The following is an 18,539-nucleotide window of genomic DNA, read 5'->3' as shown; positions in this document are numbered from 1 at the left end:
TCCGCTCAGGCTGGCCGGCCATCTGCGGCGTACAATCGCGTCATGGAAATCTTCAAAGTCTTCATGCTCGAGGCGGCGCACCGCCTCCCCAACGTGCCGCCGGGGCACAAGTGCGCGCGCCTGCACGGCCACTCGTTCCGGGTGGAACTGAAGGTCGAGGGCGAGCCTGGCGCGCAGACCGGCTGGATCATGGATTTCGGCGACGTGAAGGCGGCCTTCCAGCCGATCTACGACCGCCTGGACCATCACTACCTCAATGACATCCCCGGCCTGGAGAACCCGACCAGCGAGAACCTGGCGGTGTGGATCTGGAACGAGCTCAAGCCGAGCCTGCCGGCGCTGAGCGAGATCACCGTGCACGAAACCTGCACGTCGGGGTGCCGCTACCGTGGCCCCACTGCCTGATCAACCCATTGATCTGAAAGGTGTTTCAAAGGCGCCTCGGGCGCCTTTGTTATTTTTGTTGCATTGCCGCATCAAGGGCGTATGCTGCATTGCATCAAGCCACTCCCTGATGCCCCATGGCCGCCGCCTTCAGCGATCGCTTCAGTGATGCCACCCGCCAGCTCGCCGCCGCGGCAACGCGTGCGAACCGGTTGGCGTTGGAGAACGCGGAAAGCATGTTCGGCGTGCAGCTGAAGGTGATGGAGCGCAACCTGACCGCGACCGGCGGCTGGCTGGGTGAACTGGCCCGCGGCGAGGATGCGGCCGGGACGCTCTCCAAGGGTGCGCAGCTGTGGCAGGACAACCTGCAGCGGCTGGGCCAGGCCCAGCAGGACGTGGTTGGTCTCGGCCTGCAGGCCAGCAAGGCCTGGTCCGAACTGGTGCAGGGCTACAACGAATCAACGGCGGACGCGAACAACCACTGACGCGACGCAACGCTCATTGCGTGGGTCCCTCCCCCCACGCAATCCGGACCCGGCAGATCCCTCCCTCTGCCGGGTCTTTTTTTACCTGGCGTTTGGATTGAAGAGCGCTTCTTCGCCTGGATTCCCTGCGAGCTGAGGGGCCCCGCCGGGGCAGGCAGGGGCCTGGGCAAATGTCCCCCGGCGCCGGCCGTTGGCCGTCACCTCCTCCTTTACTTTGCCCAGACCCCTGCCCGCCCCGACGAGGCTCGGCTTACGGCAGGTAAAGCGCAGCGCTCGTGGCGCCTTTCAACTAGGCGCCGGAGGACATTCGTACGCAAGGGCCTCCGCCCCGCGCCACGCTGATTCAATCCGCTGCACGCAATGCAGAAACGGCTCAGCGCCCGCGACCACCGTGCCAATGCTGGTGCCACGCCTGGAACATCAGCACGTTCCACAGGTGCGTGTGCCACTTGCGCTCGCCACGCAGGAACGCCTCCCAGATACCGCGCACGCGTGCCACATCGAAGCAGCCCTGGTTGCGCAGCAGCTGCGGATCCAGCAGCGCCTCCGCCCAATCGCGCAGCGGGCCCGCCAGCCAACGCGCCATCGGCGGGCCGAAGCCGCGCTTGGGACGGTACACCAGCGGTTCCGGCAGGTAGCGCGCCAGCAGGTGCTTGAGGATCCGCTTGTGCTCACCATCGTGGTACTTCAGGTGCTGCGGCAGGCGCCAGGCCAGACGCACCACCTCCATGTCCAGCAGCGGCGCACGCGTCTCCACGCCCGCCGCCATGCCGGCACGGTCGACCTTGGCGAGGATGCCCTCGGCCAGATCCATGCGGAAATCCAACAGCTGGATGCGCGCCTCGGCCGGCAGCGCAGAGTCCTGCTGCTGGAAGATCGTCATCGGCTCACGTGCGCCCAGCACCACCTGCGCCGGCTGCCGCCAGCGGGTGACACGTTGCAGGTAATGCCCTTCCACATCGTTGGCGGCAACCTCGGCCACCAGCGCACGCCAGCCGCCGAGGCGGCCACGCTCGACGTTCATGCGGTTGCCACTGCGCCGCGCCAGATCACGCACCCAGTCCGGCAAGCCACCACAGAGGCGTGCATTGCGCAGCGCCCGGCCATAGCTGGGATGACCGAAGAACAGTTCATCGCCACCGTCGCCGGTCAGCGCCACCGGCTTGCGCGCGCCCAGCAGTTCACTGGCCAGCAGGGTCGGCAGCTGCGAGGCATCGGCGAACGGTTCGCACCAGACCTGCGGCAGGCGCTGCAGCAGGTCCAGGCCCTGGCGCGCATCCATCCGGTGCAGATGGTGCTGCACACCCAGGTGGCGAGCGACCTGCGAGGCCCAATCGCTTTCGTCGTGGCCGGGATCGTCGAAGCCGACCGTCCAGGCCTCGATCGGCAGCGTCGACTGCGCCTGCATCATCGCGGTCACCAGCGACGAGTCGGTGCCGCCGGACAGGAACGCACCGCAGGCCAGCGGCGAATGCATGCGTGCCGCGATCGCCTTCTGCAACACCACTTCCAGCTGGTCGGTGGCCTGTTCCAGGCTCGGCGCCGGCTGCAGGGGTTCCTGCAGCGCACTCTGCATCGCATCGCGTGCGCACCAGTAGCGCGCGCCCCCTTCCGCCGCCTGGCTGGAACCGCCGGCAGCGTGGTCATCCAGATCGACGCGCAGCACCGCGCCGGCCACCAGCTTGTGGATGCCCCGGTAGATGGTGTGCGGCGCCGGCACATAGTCGTGGCGCAGCAGCAGGCTCAGCGCATCCTGGTCGATGCTCGGCGCGAAACCGGCGAAGGCCTGCAGCGCCTTCATTTCCGAGGCGAACAGGAACTGGCCCTGGAACCAGCCGTAATACAGCGGCCGCTCGCCAACCGGATCACGCGCCAGCCACAACTCACGCGATTCGCGGTCCCAAACACTGAAACCGAACGCGCCTTCGATACGCGACAGCGCCCGCTCTACGCCCCATTCAACGATCGCCTGCAGCAGCAGCCGGGCGTCACTGCAGCTGCGTGGCAGCTCGCGCAGCTGCGCCTGCAGGTCGGCGCGGTTGTACAGGCGGCCGTCCAGGCACAGCACGTAACGGCCACAGTCCGAGCTCAGTGGCTGCAGCGGAGTGTCGGTCGGCGCCCGGCAGTGACCCAGCGCCAGACCGGCCTCGGCGTCGGTCCAGTAACCGATGCGGCCCCGGCCACGCTGCTGCAGGGCGCGCAGCATCGGCGCCAGCTGCTGCAGCAGGTGTTCGTCCTCGGCGGGCGGCAACCAGGCCCCGACCACGCCGCTCATCGGGCACCTCCGTAGCGGCAGCGGCGGGACGGGTTCAGCAGGCAGGGGGCGGCGAGCGACATGGGAACGGCACGCGGAGCGGAGGAGACTCCATGCTCGGCGCCCCACCTGCCCCGCGTCAGTCGCTTTGCTGTCAGCGATGGTCACCAGACGTATCACGAAGGTAACGTTTTGTAACGGCAACAAGCTATGCTGGGCGCCAAGTTGTTGCCAGGCCTGAGGCCCGGCCCGAGCGCCAGCAACCCCGGCTGAATGGCGCCCGCCCCCGGGACCCGGGCGGCCCGCAGGCTGGGATAGCATCGCCGCGCTCGTGCCGTGGCGGTACGTTTGCGCCCACGGAGGCCTTGAAAATGCTGGATATCGTACTGGTTGAAGACGATGCCCGCCTGGGTACGATGGTCAGCGACTATCTGCGGCGGCATGGCTACCAGGTGGCCCATGAGCGCAGTGGCGAGCGCGCGGTGGCCCGGATCCTGGCCGAGAAGCCGGCCCTGGTCCTGCTCGATGTCGGCCTGCCCGACCAGGATGGTTTCGAAGTGTGTCGGCAGATCCGGCCCCACTATGACGGCATCATCTGTGTGCTGACCGCCCGCACCGACAACATTGACCAGGTGCTGGGACTGGAGCTGGGGGCCGACGATTACATCGGTAAACCCATCGAACCGCGGGTGCTGCTCGCCCGCCTGCGTGCCCATCTGCGCCGCCACCGCCGGGTCGAACCGCGCGACGGCAGCCTGCGCTTCGGCGAGCTGAACATCGACCCGTCCACCCGCAACGTGCACCTGCAGGGCGGCCTGCTGGAGCTGACCACGGCCGAGTTCGACCTGCTGTTCCTGCTGGCCAGCAACGCCGGCCAGATCCTGGACCGCGATGCGCTGCTGCGCGGCCTGCGTGGCATCGCCTTTGACGGCCTGGACCGTTCGATCGATGCGCGCATCTCGCGCCTGCGCCGCAAGCTGGGCGACAACCCTGAACAACCGGAGCGGATCAAGACCGTCCGTGGACGCGGCTACCTGTTCAGCCGCTCGGCATGGGGATGAAGCGCACGCACTCGGCGATGCGCGGCCACGCCTTCCACTTCCTGCGCTACGGCATCGGCTTCCTGGTCGCCCACCTGCTGCTGATCGTGCTGGGCCTGTGGGCCTGGGATGCGCTGCTGGAAGACCGCACCGAAGCCAGCCTGCTGGCCGAGATGCGTGGCACCCATGCGCTGCTGCAGCAACGCTTCGCGGAAACACCACGTGACCAGTGGCCGGCGCTGGCACGAGGGCTCGACGCCGACTTCGCCTATGCCCTGCGAATGGTGCCGCTGGCCGAGGCGGAGAAGGCGCTGTCGGCCAGCCAGCGACCGCCGTTCAACAACGGCCGTGTGCAGATCGACCTGGAACACATGCGCAGCCTGCAGCGGATCGGCGACAGCAACTATGCCGTGATGCTGGGGCCACTGGATGAAGCGTTGCCTGAGGAAGGCTGGCAGGACAGCGAAGTGTCCGGCGTGGCGATCCTGCTGCTGATCCTGATGGTGGCCGTGGCGCTGCCGATGTACGTGATGGTCTACCGCCTGTGGCGCGACGTCTCGCAGCTGGCCCAGGCCGCCCGGCAGATGCGCGATGGTCAGCTGGACACGCGTGCGCCGCGCGCCGGCACCGCGCTGGTGCGGCCGCTGGCCAATGCCTTCAACCACATGGCCGAGCAGCTGCAGCAGCTGCTGGAAAGCCAGCGCGTGCTGGCGCAGGCGGTGGCGCACGAAGTCCGCACGCCGTTGGCGCGGATGCGCTTCGGCCTGGCCGACCTGGAGGACACCGCGCTGGACGAGATACAACGCGATGCGCTGGGTGGCCTGCGCACCGACGTCGATCGCCTGCAGCACCTCACCGATGCCGGCGTCGAGTACGCCGCGCTGGGCCGCTGCCATCAGCTGACCCGCCAGCGCCTGCAGCTGGCCGCGCTGGTCCGTGGCGTGGTGGCCCAGTTCGCACCGCTGCCGCTGCCGGTACAGCAGGCGCTGTCGCCAGCAGGCCTGGTCAACGTCAACCGGCATATGCTGGAACTGGCGCTGCGCAATCTGCTCGGCAATGCCTTGCGCTATGCGCGGCGGCAGATCCGCATCGCCAGCACGGTCAACGATGGCTGGCTGTGCCTGCAGGTGGAGGACGACGGCCCCGGCATTGCGCCCGAACTGCGCGGCCAGGTGCTGCAACCCTATGTGCGGCTGGACCCGGGCAGCCCCGGTTTCGGTCTCGGCCTGGCACTGGTGCAGGTGGTGGCCGACAAGCATGGCGGCCACGTTGAAGTGACCGACTCCGAACTGGGCGGTGCCTGCATCCGCCTGCACCTGCCTCTGGAAAGCGGCGGTGCCGTGGTGAGCGAGGCGGCCTGCTAGGCCGCCGGCTCCGCGCGCGGCAACGCGAACACGAACAGCGCGCCACGCTCACTGTCGCGCAGTTCGATGCGGCGGCCATGCAGCTGCACGATACGCTGCACGATCAACAGGCCGAGGCCACCGTTCTCGCCACGCCGTGCGCCCAGTGCGGCCGGCGCCTGGAACAACTGTGCGCGCAGCGCCGCTGCCACACCGGGACCATCATCGGCCACGCTCACCTCGATGCTGTCCGCGGTCGCACGCAGGCACACTTCGATCCGCCCACCTTCCGGCGCGTGCCGCAATGCATTGTCGAGCAGGTTGGTCAGCACCCGCTCGACCAGGCCCAGGTCGGCACGTACCAGCGGCAGGCCGGGCGGAAATTCCGCGTGCAGGCGCTGGTTGCGCGCCTGCGCGGCCAGCTCGAACTTCTGCAGTACGTCCTGCAGCAGCTCCGGCAGCGCGAACACTTCCCACTCCAGACGCACTTCACCGTGCTCCAGCCGCGCCAGCTCGAACAGCGCGCGCGCCAGCCGGCCAACCTTGGCGCTCTGTGCCAGCGCGATACCGAGGTAGCGGCGGCGCTCGTCCGGTGACAGCGTGGCGTCCTTCAGCGCCAGCGTTTCCAGGTAGCCATGCAGCGACGACAACGGCGTACGCAGGTCGTGCGAGATGTTGGCAACCAGCTCGCGCCGCTGCAGGTCCTGCTGGCGCAGCTGCTGCCACTGCTCCCCCAGCCGCTGCGCCATCTGCGCATGTGCATGTTCGAGAATTACCAGCTCGTCGCGCTCGCCCGGGCGCAGCGGTTCGGGCGGCGGCAACGGTGTCGGCGCATCGATATCGAAGGCTTGGATGCGCCGGGTCAGCCGCCGCAGCGGACGCGTCACCCAGTAGAACGCCACCAGCCCGGCCAGCAGGCCGAGGCTTCCGACCAGCATCACCGACCACCATGTGGTGTTCCACTGGCTGCCGGCCGCGAGGTCGTCGGCCAGCATCTGCCGGTGTTCGCCCACCAGCACCACGTACACATAACCGGCCTGGCGGCCCTGCACGATCAACGGTGCAGCACTGAACACCTTGCGGCCATCGGCGCTGCGCGGGTCATCGCCGAGGATCGGCAGTGGCGCACCCGACAGCAGGCGGCGTAGCGGTGCCACGTCCACCTTGTTGCGCACCAGATGGCCGCTGGGCGCGTCGTGGCCGAGAATGCGGCCTTGGTCGTCCAGCAGGTAGACCTCGACGCTGGGATTGACCGCCATCAGCTGGCCGAACAGCGCACGCACCGCAGCATCGCGCATGCCGCTGGTGTCCATCAGTTCGCTGCGTTGGGCGATGTGTTCGGCCAGGCCCAGCGACAGCCGCTGCACCACTTCCTGCTCATGGCGGGTGTTGGCGCGCATCTGCAGTGCCAGCAACGCCATGCAGCACATCAGCATCAGCGCGGCGATCACCGCCGCCAGCTTCTGCCACAGATTGGGCTTGATCATGCCGCCGCCCCGGCCGGGTCGACCAGCTTGTAGCCGCGGCCCCACACCGTCAGCAGCCGCCGCGGGTTGGCCGGGTCCGGCTCGATCTTGCTGCGCAGGCGGTTGATGTGGGTATTGACCGTATGCTCGTAACCATCGTGCTGGTAACCCCAGACCTGGTTGAGCAGTTCCATGCGTGCGAACACCTGGTCCGGGTGGCGGGCGAAGAACAGCAGCAGGTCGAACTCGCGCGGGGTCAGTTCCAGCGCATTGCCATCCACCGAAGCGGTGCGCGCGACCGGATCCAGCTGCAGCCCGCCCAGCTCGATCGCGCCCGCATCGATGCGTGCGCTCTGTGCCATCGCCTCGGCGCGGCGCAGCAGGGCGCGCACCCGTGCCACCAGTTCCGGCATCGAGAAGGGTTTTGCCAGGTAGTCGTCCGCGCCCAGCTCCAGGCCGACAATGCGCTGGGTCTCACTGCCGCGCGCGCTGATGATAATGATCGGCACGTAGCGCGCCATCGCGCGTGCACGCTGGCACACCTGCAGGCCGTCGACACCGGGCAGCATCACGTCCAGCACCAGCGCATCCCATGGGCCGTCCTGTTCCAGCAGGCGCAGGCCACCGTCACCGCTGGCGGCGTGGGCCACGTCATAGCCTTCATCGCCCAGGTGCATGCGCAGCAGGTCAGCGATGTGGGCATCGTCTTCGACGATCAGCACGCGTTTGGTCGACATCGGCAGCTCGGAGCCAGTGGGGAAGCTGGCTGCATTGTGGCGCGGGACGGCCGCCGATACCTCACGAAAAATTGAATCCTGCGTGAGGATTCGTTGACCCGGGCGGGCGCAGCATGGCCCCGTCGCCCCTTCCCGGAGTCCGCCATGTCCCTCTCCCGCCGCCATCTACTCGGCCTGGGCGGTGTTGCCACCGCCGCCGGCCTGCTCGGCCTGGGGGCCTGCAGCCGCGCCGCCCCGGCCGCCGCCGAAGCGCGTCCGTCGCGACAGTTCGAGGTCATGCGCAGCGATGCTCAGTGGCGCCAGCAGCTGACCCCGGCGCAGTACGCGGTGCTGCGCCAGCAGGCCACCGAGCGCCCGTACAGCAGCCCGCTCAACAAGGAACATCGGCAGGGCACCTTCGCCTGCGCCGGCTGTGCACTGCCGCTGTTCTCCTCGTCCACCAAGTTCGAGAGCGGCACCGGCTGGCCCAGCTTCTGGGCACCGCTGCACAACGCCATCGGCGAAGACCGCGACGTCACCTTCGGGATGCTGCGGGTGGAGGTGCATTGCCGCCGCTGCGGCGGCCATCTCGGCCATGTGTTCAACGATGGGCCACGCCCGACCGGGCTGCGCTACTGCATGAACGGTGCGGCGATGGTGTTCGTTCCCGGTGCCACTGATGGCACTGCCGACGGCTGGCGGGTGCCGGTCGGTTCTTCCCCTGCTTCCGGAGCCTGACGATGCTGCTGTTGCTGCTTGCCTATCTGGGGGGCGCGCTGACCCTGCTCAGTCCCTGCATCCTGCCGGTGCTGCCGTTCGTGTTCGCGCGTGCCGATCGCCCGTTCCTGCGCAGCACGCTGCCGTTGCTGCTGGGCATGGCGCTCACCTTCACCGTGGTCGCCAGCCTGGCTGCGGTGGGCAGCCAATGGGTGGCGCAGGCCAACCAGGTTGGACGCTGGATCGCCCTGCTGCTGATGGCGTTGTTCGCGGTCGCCCTGCTCTGGCCGCGGCTGGCCGACCATCTGCTGGCGCCGTTCCAGCGTGTGGGTGCACGCCTGAGCGCGCGTGCCGATGCCGCTGATGCTGCTGGGCATGGCGGCGCATGGACCTCGCTGTTGATCGGCATCGCCACCGGCCTGCTGTGGGCACCGTGCGCCGGGCCGATCCTCGGCCTGGTGCTGACCGGTGCTGCCCTGCATGGCGCCAGCGTCGGTACCAGCACCCTGCTGCTTGCCTATGCATCGGGTGCGATCACCGCGCTGGCGCTGGCGGTGTGGGTCGGCGGCCGCGTGTTCCGTGCGCTGCAGGCGCGGCTCGGCCTCGGCGATGTCCTGCGCAAGGTGCTGGGTGTAGCCGCGCTGCTGGCCGTCGTGGCGATCGGCCTCGGCTGGGATACCGGCCTGCTGACCCGCCTGTCCACGGTCAGCACCGCGCGCATCGAGCAAAGCCTGCTGGACGCAGTGCCCGGCGCGCAGCCGGCGGCACCGCCGATGATGATGATGGCCGGCGCCAATGCAGGTGCCGATGCACCGCTGCCGGTGGAAGGCGCCCTGCCCGCGCTGGATGGTGCCACCGGCTGGCTCAACAGCCCGCCGCTGAGTGCACAGCAGCTGCGCGGCAAGGTGGTGCTGGTCGATTTCTGGACGTACTCCTGCATCAACTGCCTGCGCGCGATGCCGTTCGTGCACGAATGGGAGCGCCGCTACCGCGACCACGGTCTGGTGGTGGTCGGCGTACACACGCCGGAGTTCGCGTTCGAGCGTGACCCACGCAACGTGATGAAGGCGGTGCAGCAGCTGAAGGTCGAGTACCCGGTGGCGCTCGACAACCAGTACACGATCTGGCGCGCCTTCAACAACCGCTACTGGCCGGCACAGTACTTCGTCGACGCGCAGGGCAACATCCGCGGCCATCAGTTCGGCGAGGGCAAGTATGCGCGCTCGGAACAGATGATCCGTCGCCTGCTGACCGAAGCCGGGCAGACCAACCTGCCACCACCGGCCGATCCCGCTGCCGCCGACCTGAAGGGCGTGGCCGTGCAGGCCGACATGGGCAACCTGCGTTCGCCGGAAACCTACCTGGGCCACGCCCGCGCCGAGCAGTTCGCCTCGCCCGGCGGGCAGCGCAGCGACACCGCGTTCGACTACAACCTGCCGGCCACCCTGGCGTTGAACCGGTGGGGACTGTCGGGGCGCTGGACCGTTACCGACGAAGCTGCGCAGCTGCAGCAGGCCGGTGGCCGCATTGCATTCCAGTTCCATGCGCGCGACCTGCACTTGGTGCTGGCACCGAGCGAGGACGGCAAGCCAGTGCGCTTCCGCGTCTGGCTGGATGGCAAGCCGCTGCCCATCGCCGATGCCGGCAGCGATGTCGGCGCCGATGGCAGCGGCGTGGTCAACGAACACCGCTTGTACCAGCTGGTGCGCCAGCGCGGCGCGGTCGGCCCGCATCGCTTCGAGATCGAATTCCTCGATGCGGGCGTGCAGGCCTATGCCTTCACCTTCGGTTGAAACGGGAGCACACGATGAAACTCTCTTTTGAACAAGGTATCGCCGCCGGTGTCGCCGGCTTGGTAGCTACTGCATTGATCGCTGGCGTGCTGCTGGTCGACCACGGCGCAGTCGCGGCACCGCTGGAAGCCAGCGCGCAGGCCAAGGCACTACCGGCGCCCAGCGGCGACGCCGCGTTCCGCGATGACGCCACCCATGCCAGCGTGGTGTTCGCCGGCGGTTGCTTCTGGGGCGTGCAGGGCGTGTTCCAGCACGTCAAAGGCGTGAGCAATGCGGTGTCCGGCTACATCGGTGGCAGCGCGGCCAATGCGCGCTATGAGCGCGTCAGCGGTGGCCAGACCGGTCATGCCGAGGCGGTGAAGATCGACTACGACCCGCGCCAGGTCAGCTATGGCCAGCTGATGCAGGTGTTCTTCTCGGTGGTGCACGATCCGACCCAGCTCAATCGACAGGGGCCGGACCACGGCAGCCAGTACCGCTCGGCGATCTTCAGTGATGACGCACGCCAGCAGGCGGCCAGCCGCGCCTACATCGCCCAGCTCGGCCAGGCCGGCAGCTACCGCGCACCGATCGTCACCCAGCTGGTCAGCGGCCAGCACTTCTACCCGGCCGAGAGCTACCACCAGAACTACATGACCAACTACCCGCAGGCGGCCTACATCCGCTACTACGACGCACCGAAGCTGGCTGCACTGGGCAAGCAGTTCCCGGCGCTGTACCGGCGCGACGCGGCACTGGTGCCGATGCGGTAACGACCCGGGTAGTGCCGACCGCTGGCCGGCTCCTGCGGATCTGGGGATCGCCGGCCAGCGGCCGGTACCACCTCCAAAAAAAGACGCACGGCCATCCAGCCGTGCGCTTGGGAAGTATCGGCCGTGCCCCGATCAGGCCCGTCCGACAACGACATGCTAGGCTCGCCATCATCATGGGTACAGAACCAGATGGCGGGAAGTTCGATGGATACAGATAACCAGAGCGCGATGATCCCACCCCGCTACCAACGGCTGTCCGATGAACTGGCCGAAGCCATCCACGGCGGACGTCTCCCGGTCGGCAGCCGCCTGCCTTCACTGCGGCAGATGGCCCTGCAGCGAAGGCTCAGCCTGAACACGGTGATCGCGGCCTATCGCCAGCTGGAGGACGCCGGCCTGGTCATTCCGCGGCCAAAGGCCGGCTTCGAGGTGGCGCCGCGATTGTCGGTGCCAGAGCGTTCGCTGCGTGATACCCCGTCCGCACCCACCGCACCACTGCAGCAGGTGCTGATGGCGCGCGTGCTGGAGGCACAACGTCGCTCCGGAGTGATCGACCTGGCCTTCGCCGGTCCGCGCGGGCGCCAGTTCTATCCGGGCGCGCAGCTGGCCCGGCATACCGCGCAGGTGCTGCGGCACGGCCAGCAGACAGTGGAATCCTACGCGCGCCCGAACGGCTCCCCCAGGCTGCTGGCGCAGATCGTGCGTCGCGGTCCACGCATGGGCCTGCACACCCATAGCGAGCGGCTGCTGCTGACCCACGGCGCGATGGAGGCCCTGCAGCTGGCACTGCGCGCGGTCACCCAGCCCGGTGATGCGGTGGGCATCGAGGCGCCGTCCTACTTCAACCTGTACCCGTTGCTGGCCAACCTCGGCCTGCAGGCCATCGAGCTGCCCACCCACCCGCAGCACGGCCTGGATGTCGATGCACTGGAAGCGATGCTGGAGCACACGTCGCTGGCCGCACTGGTGGTGATGCCGACCGTACACAATCCGCTGGGCTGTACCATGCCGACACCCGCCAAGCAACGCCTGGCCGAACTGGTCAACGCGCGCCAGCTACCGCTGATCGAAGATGCGGTGTATGCCGAGCTGCAGTTCTGCGAACCGCCGGCGCCCTTGCTGAAGGCCTTCGATCGCGATGGCTGGGTGATGGTGGTCGGTGGGTTCTCCAAGACACTGGCACCGGATTACCGTATCGGCTGGCTGGATGGCGGCCGCTTCGCCGAGCGCATCGCGCTGCTGAAATTCCAGTCCACCGGTGGCGAGCCTCAACTGCTCGGCGATGCGGTGGCGGCGTATCTGGAAGCCGGAAGCTACGAGCATCACCTGCACCGCATGCGCCGGCTGTACCGCGAACAGGTGGGACGGCTGCGCCAGCTGGTGGCCGAACACTTCCCGGCCGGCACCCGTGCCACCGAGCCGCAAGGCGGCTTCCTGCTGTGGCTCGAACTGCCGGGCGTGGATACGCGTGAGCTGTTCGAACGTGCGCTGGTAGAGGACATCGTGTTCATGCCCGGCCAGGTGTATTCGCGTGGTGCGCGTTACCGCCACTGCCTGCGGCTGTCGTGCTGCCAGACCTTGGATGCGCGCTTCATCGGTGCGGTGGAGCGGCTGGGTGCGATCGCGCGGGAGCTGGCGGCTGCAGCACGGTAACGCCGGCCGCTGGCCGGCAACCTCGGGATCGCCAGGTGGATGCAGTTGCCGGCCAGCGGCCGGCACTACCTAGGATCACTCAAGCAGGTGCACGCCCAGCGCCGCGTGTACTCGCGCGGCGCGCGCTATCGCCACTGCCTGCGGCTGTCGTGCTGCCAGATGCTGGATGCGCGCTTCATCGGCGCGGTGGAGCGGCTCGGTGCGATCGCGAAGGAGCTGGCAGCTGCAACACGGTAGTGCCGGCCGCTGGCCGGCAACCTCGGGATCGCCGGGTGGATGCAGTTGCCGGCCAGCGGCCGGCACTACCCAGGATCACTCAAGCACGTGCGCGCCCAGCGCCGCGTGTACTCGCGCGGCGCACGCTACCGCCAATGCCTGCGGCTGTCGTGCTGCCAGACCTTGGATGCGCGCTTCATCGGTGCGGTGGAGCGGCTGGGTGCGATCGCGAAGGAGCTGGCGGCTGCGGCACGGTAACGCCGGTCGCTGGCCGGCAACCTCGGGATCGCCGGGTGGATGCAGTTGCCGGCCAGCGGCCGGCACTACCCAGGATCACTCGAGCAGGTACGCCGACAGCGCTTCGCCATCCTCTCCCGGCAGATACGGCAGCCGCCCCCAGCACGGCATCGGCAGGCGCTGCTGCAACGTCGCGATGTTCTCATCCTGGCGCTGCATCACCGGGTCGATGTGGTTGCCGATCCAGCCCAGGCACTCCACGCCGCTGGCCTGCAGCGACTGCGCAGTCAGCCGTGCGTGGTTGACGCAGCCCAGCCGCATGCCGACCACAAGTACTACCGGCAGATGCAATGCACGCACCAGGTCGAGCTGGTCGAGCGTGGCCGAGACCGGCGCCAGCCAACCGCCAACGCCCTCCACCACCACGACATCGGCCTGAGCACGCAGGCGCGCGAACGCTGCCACGATCGGCGCCAGTTCCACCTGCACGCCATCCTCGGCAGCGGCCAGCTCCGGCGCCAGCGGTTGCCGCAGCGCGTACGGATTCAGGTCGGCATAGACCGGCACCGGCCAACTGGCCGCCTGCAGCGCCAGCGCGTCCTCGTTGCGCAGGCCCTGCCCCAGGTCTTCGCTGCCGCTGGCCACCGGCTTCATGCCAACCGCGCGCAGGCCGCGCCGGCGCAGTGCATGCAGCAGCGCGGTGCTGGCCGCGGTCTTGCCGATCTCGGTATCGGTGCCGGTGACGAACAGGGCAGGCGGCAGCGTGGCGGGCAACGGCATCGATAAGCTCCAGCGGGGCAACAGAGCCTGCATTATCGCCGGCCCGGCGCGCTTGCTAGACTGCGGGCATGTTCGCCAATGCCTCGCTCACCGGCAGCAAGCCGGAACAATACGCCCAGCTGCTGGAACAGGCCCGCGGCCTGGTCTACGCCGAGTCCGACCGCATCGCCAACGCGGCCAACCTCTCCGCGCTGGTCTATCACGCTCTGCCCGACCTGAACTGGGTGGGCTTCTACCTGTACGACGGCAAGGAACTGGTGGTCGGGCCATTCCAGGGCCTGCCGGCCTGCGTGCGCATCCCGCTGGACAAGGGCGTGTGCGGTGCCGCCGCCAGCCAGCGCGTGACCCAGCGCGTGGAGGACGTCGATGCCTTCCCCGGCCACATCGCCTGCGATTCGGCCTCGCGCTCGGAACTGGTGGTGCCGTTGCTGCGCGGCGATGAACTGATCGGCGTGTTCGACATCGACAGCCCGAAAGTCGGCCGCTTCGATGCCGACGACCAGGCTGGCCTGGAAGCCATCGCCCGCGTGTTCGTCGAGGCGCTGGGATGAGCGCACCGAAGCTGCGCAACATCGGCCCGAAGAGTGCGGCGTGGCTGCGTCAGGTCGGCCTGCGCAGCCGCGAGGATCTGGTTGCGATCGGCGCGGTCGGCGCCTTCGTCAAGGTCAAGCGCGCCGGCTTCAAGCCCAGCCTGAACCTGCTCTATTCACTGGAAGGCGCGCTGCTGGACTGCCATTGGCAGGAACTGAGCGAGCCGCAGCGTGAGGCACTGGTGCAGGATTACGAAGCGCGCATCGCTGCGCATCCGCTGAAGGCGGCCGGCCCCGCTTCGGGCCCGGTGCATGAGCAGCGCTTCGATGCTGACGACGACGCTGAGGACAGCGTGGCCGAGCGCGCGGACGAGGATTGAGGCCTCCGCGTTCCTGGGGATGCCGGCCAGCGGCCGGCACCACCACTGCGATGCGGGATCGGTAGCGCCGGGTCATGCCCGGCGAGTGCGGTCAGGGCTGCTGCAGCTCCTGCAGTTCGCCCACCAGCCCGACCTCGCCGCGCTCCAGCCACACCCGCAGGCGTGTGCCGTGGTCAATACGCAGGGCCCAGCACAGCGACATCGGCAGGCCGCAGACCTGCGACAGCACCATGCGCAGCGGGCCGCCGTGGCTGACCACCAGCGTCGGCACCGGATCGTCATCATCAAGCAGGCGATCCAGCGCGCGCGCGATGCGCCGCTCGAAGTGGCCCCAGCTTTCGCCGTTCGGCGGCGGGAATGCATGCGGGTCGGCATGGAAGGCCGCCAATGCGTCCTCCGGCAGGTCGAACAGCGACTGCCCGTCCCAATCGCCGAAATCCAGCTCTTCCCATTCCTCGTCCGCTTCCACGTCCAGCCCGCGCGGCGTGGCCAGGGCCATCGCCGTGTGCAGCGAGCGCAGCCGCGGCGAACTGATCACCCGCTCCCAGGGCTGCGCAGCGTAGGCGTCGACCAGTTCCTGCGGCAGGCGGGCCAGCTGCGGTGGATCGCTGCGGCCATCGAGGAACTCATCGCGACCGTTGCCGGCATGGCGGACCAGGTCGAGGATCATGCGTGCGTCCTGTACAGGCAACGCGGGAACAGCGGAAAACGGGCGGACATCGGCAACGGCACCACGGGATCGAGGGACCATTCTAAGGGCACAGCAAAGGCAGTCGAGCACGCTCGACGCTACGGGCCGCCTGCGATGCCGTAGACTGCGCGCACTTCCAGGTGACCTGCGGCCACGGCCGGCAGGTTGAAACGGGAAGCCGGTGACGCGTGATTCCACGCCAGGCCGGCGCTGCCCCCGCAACGGTAAGCACGTCAGTTCCAGGCAACAACGCCACTGTGCCGCAGGCATGGGAAGGCGCCTGGACGGTGGCCTCGCGCCACCCGGCGGCAAGCCCGGAGACCGGCCAGGAAGCCTCAGGTCGCGATGCGGTGGGCATGGCGCTGGATGACCGCAGCCTGCGCTGCGGCGTCGGCGCATGCCTGCCTTCGCGGCTCCTCCCCTTCGCCACGCGGGCGTGCGTGGCACCTGGAGTCCCCCATGAAGCTGCAGTCCCGAATGCTGTCCCTGGCCGTGCTGGCCGCCCTGCCCGCGCTGGCCCAGGCCGCCGATGACACCACCGCGCTCGACCAGATCCTGGTCACCGCCACCCGCACCCCGATCGCCCTGCAGGACAGCATCGCGCCGGCCCAGGTGATCGACCGCGCGCAGATCGAATCCAGCCAGGCCACCTCGCTGCAGGAGCTGCTGCGCGGCCGCGCCGGCATCAACCTGACCAACTCCGGCGGCCTCGGCAAGCAGAGCTCGCTGTTCCTGCGCGGCACCAACTCGGGCCACACCGTGGTGCTGGTGGATGGTGTGCGCATCAACAGTGCCGACCTCGGCCTGGCCATGTACCAGGACCTGCCGCTGGCGCAGATCGAGCGCGTGGAAATCGTGCGCGGCCCGCAGTCCAGCCTGTACGGTGCCGACGCCATTGGTGGCGTGATCCAGATCTTCACCCGCCGCAACCAGGGCGATTTCGCTCCGCACTTCCAGCTCGGCGGTGGCAGCAACGGCCTGCGCGAAGCCAGCGGCGGCATCGGCGGTGGCACCGAACGCGGCTGGTTCGGCGCCGACATCGCCTACCAGCATTCCGACGGCATCGATGCCTGCCGCGGCTCCGCCTCGGTGTTCACCGCGGGCTGCTTTGCCGACGAGCACGACCGCGACGGCTACCGCAACCTGTCCAAGAGCCTGCGCGGCGGCTACAGCTTCAACGACCAGTGGACCGTGGAAGGCAGCGCACTGCGCGCCGACGGCAAGAACCACTACGACGGCTACTACAACTACTCGGAGACCCGCCAGCAGGTGCTGGCCGGCAAGGTGCGCTACACCCCGTCTGAACGCCTGGCTTTCACAGCCAACGTCGGCCGCAGTGACAACGAGTCGGACAACTTCGGCGACTTCGGCGCACGCGGCAGCGCGCAGACCCACCGCGACAGCGCCTCGCTGCAGGGTGACTTCACCTTGGCCGAAGGCCAGCTGTTGAGCACCGGCGTGGACTGGAGCGAAGACAACCTGGATGGCAGCAGCGCGGGCTACCTCGTCGACAGCCGTCGCAACACCGGCGTGTTCGTGCAGTATCAGGGCCGCTTCGGCCGCCACCAGCTGCAGGCCAGCGCACGCAACGACGACAACCAGCAGTTCGGCAACCATGCCACCGGCAGCGTGGGCTGGGCGATGGAACTGGAGCACGGCCTGCGCGTCAATGCCAGCTACGGCACTGCGTTCAAGGCGCCGACCTTCAGCGACCTGTACGACCCGTGGAGCGGGGTGCCGACGTTGAACCCGGAGAAGTCCAAGAGCGCCAATCTCGGTGTTTCGCAGCAGGGCCAGGGCTGGCATTGGGGCCTGGATGTGTACGAGACCCGCATCGATGACCTGATCACCTACGATGCGTCCACGATGAAGATGCAGCAGGTGGAGAAGGCGCGCATCCGCGGTGCCGAGCTGACCGGTGGCGTGCTGTTGGCCGGTTTCGACATCAACGCGCAGCTGAGCTACACCGACCCGCGCAACCGCACCCATGGCAGCACCCAGTTCGACAACTGGCTGCCGCGCCGTGCGCAGCAGACCGCGCGCCTGGACGTCGACCGCCGCTTCGGCGATTTCCGCGCCGGCCTGACCGTGCAGGGTGCGGGCAAGCGCTATGACGATGCGGCCAACGCGGTGAAGGTCGGTGGCTACGGCACGCTGGACCTGCGCGCCGAGTACGCGCTGACGCCGTCGTGGTCGCTGCTGGCGCGCGCCGCCAACGTATTCGACCGCACGTATGAAACCGTGGCGTGGTTCAACCAGCCGGGCCGCGAGTACCAGCTGAGCGTGCGTTACCAGCCGAAGTGACCGCGACGGTCATGGTAGTGCCGGCCGCCGGCCGGCAACATCATGACCTTCGACAGCGCATCGCGGGTTGCCGGCCAGCGGCCGGCACTACCCATTGCGTCGGCCCGGTTACCGCCCGGCGACCGGCGTTATCCGTTGCACCAGCCCTGCAACCCCGGCAGTTCACGCAGGTCGTCGATCACCGCCACCGCATGCGCGGTGGCCAGGTCCAGGCCGCGCGGATAGCCGTAACGCACCAGCGCGATCGGCATGCCTGCATCTTCGGCGGCACGGTAGTCGGTCAACGAATCACCGACCATCAGGCACGCCTCTACAGGCAGCCCGAAGTGCGCGGCGATATGCCGCAGCGGTTCACCACTGGGCTTGCGCTGCGGCAGGGAGTCGCCCCCCAGCACCAGCGCGAACGCATCACCGATGCCCAGATGCTGCAGCAGCGGTGGCACCAGCGCTTCGGGCTTGTTGGTGCAGATCGCCAGCGGCACGTTGCGCGCACGCAGTTGCGCCAGTGCTTCAGCCACGCCATCGAACAGACGCGGGCTGCGCAGCAGGCACTCACGGTAGTGCACCATGAACACCGGCATCACTTCGGCCAGGTCCACCTCGCGGCCGGCCGCATGCACGGCCTGTTCGACCAGGCGGCGCACACCGTCGCCGATCCAACCGAGCACCGTGGTTTCCGGCACGCGTGCCACACCGATGTCCTCCAGCGTGCGGTTCAGTGCTTCGGCGATATCAGCTGCGCTGTCGACCAGCGTGCCATCAAGGTCGAACACGACCAGCGGATAGGGATACGACAAG

Annotated in this window: 19 protein-coding genes and 1 riboswitch; of the genes, 13 read left to right on the top strand and 6 right to left on the bottom strand. The window is 68.5% G+C overall.

Going from position 1 to position 18,539, the window contains the following annotated elements; genetic code table 11:
• Positions 1 to 42: 42 nt before the first annotated feature.
• Together queD and ACSYS9_RS02630 are read left to right on the top strand one after the other, a co-directional pair.
• Positions 43 to 405: a 6-carboxytetrahydropterin synthase QueD gene (queD, locus tag ACSYS9_RS02635; protein WP_005407953.1), complete on the top strand. Its 363-nt coding sequence runs from the start codon at positions 43 to 45 to the stop codon at positions 403 to 405.
• Between the two features lie 116 nt (positions 406 to 521).
• The gene (locus ACSYS9_RS02630) at positions 522 to 869 is read left to right on the top strand and encodes a phasin family protein (RefSeq protein WP_014035870.1); all 348 of its coding nucleotides are present in this window, start codon (positions 522 to 524) and stop codon (positions 867 to 869) included.
• A 373-nt stretch (positions 870 to 1,242) separates the two neighbouring features.
• On the opposite strand, the gene asnB is transcribed toward ACSYS9_RS02630, so the two are convergent.
• Entirely contained in the window at positions 1,243 to 3,144 is a 1,902-nt protein-coding gene (gene asnB / locus ACSYS9_RS02625) for an asparagine synthase (glutamine-hydrolyzing) (protein WP_049461655.1), read from the bottom strand.
• A 350-nt stretch (positions 3,145 to 3,494) separates the two neighbouring features.
• Here asnB and ACSYS9_RS02620 point away from each other — a divergent pair, with 350 nt between their 5' ends.
• Together ACSYS9_RS02620 and ACSYS9_RS02615 are read left to right on the top strand one after the other, a co-directional pair.
• The gene (locus ACSYS9_RS02620; RefSeq protein ID WP_049461656.1) at positions 3,495 to 4,184 is read left to right on the top strand and encodes a winged helix-turn-helix domain-containing protein; all 690 of its coding nucleotides are present in this window, start codon (positions 3,495 to 3,497) and stop codon (positions 4,182 to 4,184) included.
• Positions 4,181 to 5,527 carry an ATP-binding protein gene (locus ACSYS9_RS02615; RefSeq protein WP_049461657.1) on the top strand — a complete coding sequence of 449 codons (1,347 nt, stop codon included), beginning with the start codon at positions 4,181 to 4,183 and terminating at the stop codon, positions 5,525 to 5,527. The genes ACSYS9_RS02620 and ACSYS9_RS02615 overlap by 4 nt, the downstream gene beginning before the upstream one ends.
• Here ACSYS9_RS02615 and ACSYS9_RS02610 read toward each other — a convergent pair.
• Positions 5,524 to 6,993: a sensor histidine kinase gene (locus ACSYS9_RS02610; protein ID WP_049461658.1), complete on the bottom strand. Its 1,470-nt coding sequence runs from the start codon at positions 6,991 to 6,993 to the stop codon at positions 5,524 to 5,526. The two genes, ACSYS9_RS02615 and ACSYS9_RS02610, sit on opposite strands and share 4 nt — an antisense overlap.
• A complete protein-coding gene (locus tag ACSYS9_RS02605; RefSeq protein WP_012509950.1) occupies positions 6,990 to 7,709 on the bottom strand; it encodes a response regulator transcription factor in 720 nt (239 codons plus the stop codon). The genes ACSYS9_RS02610 and ACSYS9_RS02605 overlap by 4 nt, the downstream gene beginning before the upstream one ends.
• A gap of 144 nt (positions 7,710 to 7,853) precedes the next feature.
• Between ACSYS9_RS02605 and msrB the strand changes: the two genes are divergently transcribed.
• The 6 genes from msrB to ACSYS9_RS02575 all read left to right on the top strand — a co-directional run bounded on the left by msrB (position 7,854) and on the right by ACSYS9_RS02575 (position 13,077).
• Positions 7,854 to 8,426, top strand: a complete 573-nt coding sequence (msrB, locus tag ACSYS9_RS02600; protein ID WP_049424854.1) for a peptide-methionine (R)-S-oxide reductase MsrB — start codon at positions 7,854 to 7,856, stop codon at positions 8,424 to 8,426.
• Between the two features lie 2 nt (positions 8,427 to 8,428).
• Positions 8,429 to 10,198, top strand: coding sequence for a cytochrome c biogenesis protein DipZ (locus ACSYS9_RS02595; RefSeq protein ID WP_049461659.1), 1,770 nt, complete (start codon positions 8,429 to 8,431; stop codon positions 10,196 to 10,198).
• A gap of 14 nt (positions 10,199 to 10,212) precedes the next feature.
• Positions 10,213 to 10,950 (top strand): peptide-methionine (S)-S-oxide reductase MsrA, encoded by a 738-nt coding sequence (gene msrA, locus ACSYS9_RS02590; protein WP_049424850.1) that lies wholly within the window; start codon positions 10,213 to 10,215, stop codon positions 10,948 to 10,950.
• A gap of 204 nt (positions 10,951 to 11,154) precedes the next feature.
• On the top strand, positions 11,155 to 12,603 hold the full coding sequence (locus tag ACSYS9_RS02585) for an aminotransferase-like domain-containing protein (RefSeq protein WP_071227724.1): 1,449 nt from the start codon (positions 11,155 to 11,157) through the stop codon (positions 12,601 to 12,603).
• Between the two features lie 39 nt (positions 12,604 to 12,642).
• Positions 12,643 to 12,840: a hypothetical protein gene (locus tag ACSYS9_RS02580; RefSeq protein ID WP_049461855.1), complete on the top strand. Its 198-nt coding sequence runs from the start codon at positions 12,643 to 12,645 to the stop codon at positions 12,838 to 12,840.
• Positions 12,841 to 12,927: 87 nt separating this feature from the next.
• Positions 12,928 to 13,077, top strand: coding sequence for a hypothetical protein (locus tag ACSYS9_RS02575; protein ID WP_177179489.1), 150 nt, complete (start codon positions 12,928 to 12,930; stop codon positions 13,075 to 13,077).
• Positions 13,078 to 13,152: 75 nt separating this feature from the next.
• Here the strand turns inward: ACSYS9_RS02575 and bioD are convergent, their stop codons facing one another.
• Complete coding sequence (gene bioD / locus ACSYS9_RS02570) at positions 13,153 to 13,836, bottom strand: dethiobiotin synthase (RefSeq protein WP_049463380.1); 684 nt, start codon at positions 13,834 to 13,836, stop codon at positions 13,153 to 13,155.
• A gap of 68 nt (positions 13,837 to 13,904) precedes the next feature.
• Here bioD and ACSYS9_RS02565 point away from each other — a divergent pair, with 68 nt between their 5' ends.
• Positions 13,905 to 14,387 carry a GAF domain-containing protein gene (locus tag ACSYS9_RS02565; protein ID WP_005407940.1) on the top strand — a complete coding sequence of 161 codons (483 nt, stop codon included), beginning with the start codon at positions 13,905 to 13,907 and terminating at the stop codon, positions 14,385 to 14,387.
• A complete protein-coding gene (locus ACSYS9_RS02560; RefSeq protein ID WP_032128727.1) occupies positions 14,384 to 14,746 on the top strand; it encodes a TfoX/Sxy family protein in 363 nt (120 codons plus the stop codon). Before ACSYS9_RS02565 ends, ACSYS9_RS02560 begins: the two co-directional genes overlap by 4 nt.
• 91 nt (positions 14,747 to 14,837) lie before the next feature.
• Here the strand turns inward: ACSYS9_RS02560 and ACSYS9_RS02555 are convergent, their stop codons facing one another.
• A complete protein-coding gene (locus tag ACSYS9_RS02555; RefSeq protein ID WP_049462421.1) occupies positions 14,838 to 15,416 on the bottom strand; it encodes a histidine phosphatase family protein in 579 nt (192 codons plus the stop codon).
• A 142-nt stretch (positions 15,417 to 15,558) separates the two neighbouring features.
• A riboswitch (cobalamin riboswitch) is annotated at positions 15,559 to 15,781 on the top strand.
• 115 nt (positions 15,782 to 15,896) lie between these two features.
• Between ACSYS9_RS02555 and btuB the strand changes: the two genes are divergently transcribed.
• Positions 15,897 to 17,741 (top strand): TonB-dependent vitamin B12 receptor, encoded by a 1,845-nt coding sequence (gene btuB / locus ACSYS9_RS02550; RefSeq protein ID WP_049462423.1) that lies wholly within the window; start codon positions 15,897 to 15,899, stop codon positions 17,739 to 17,741.
• A gap of 128 nt (positions 17,742 to 17,869) precedes the next feature.
• Here the strand turns inward: btuB and gph are convergent, their stop codons facing one another.
• Positions 17,870 to 18,538: a phosphoglycolate phosphatase gene (gene gph / locus ACSYS9_RS02545; protein ID WP_049462426.1), complete on the bottom strand. Its 669-nt coding sequence runs from the start codon at positions 18,536 to 18,538 to the stop codon at positions 17,870 to 17,872.
• Position 18,539: the final 1 nt, after the last annotated feature.

It is taken from the genome of Stenotrophomonas sp. STK17_22, from assembly GCF_051983905.1.
Classification (GTDB): domain Bacteria; phylum Pseudomonadota; class Gammaproteobacteria; order Xanthomonadales; family Xanthomonadaceae; genus Stenotrophomonas; species Stenotrophomonas maltophilia_A.
This window is presented reverse-complemented; position numbering and strand designations above follow the sequence as displayed.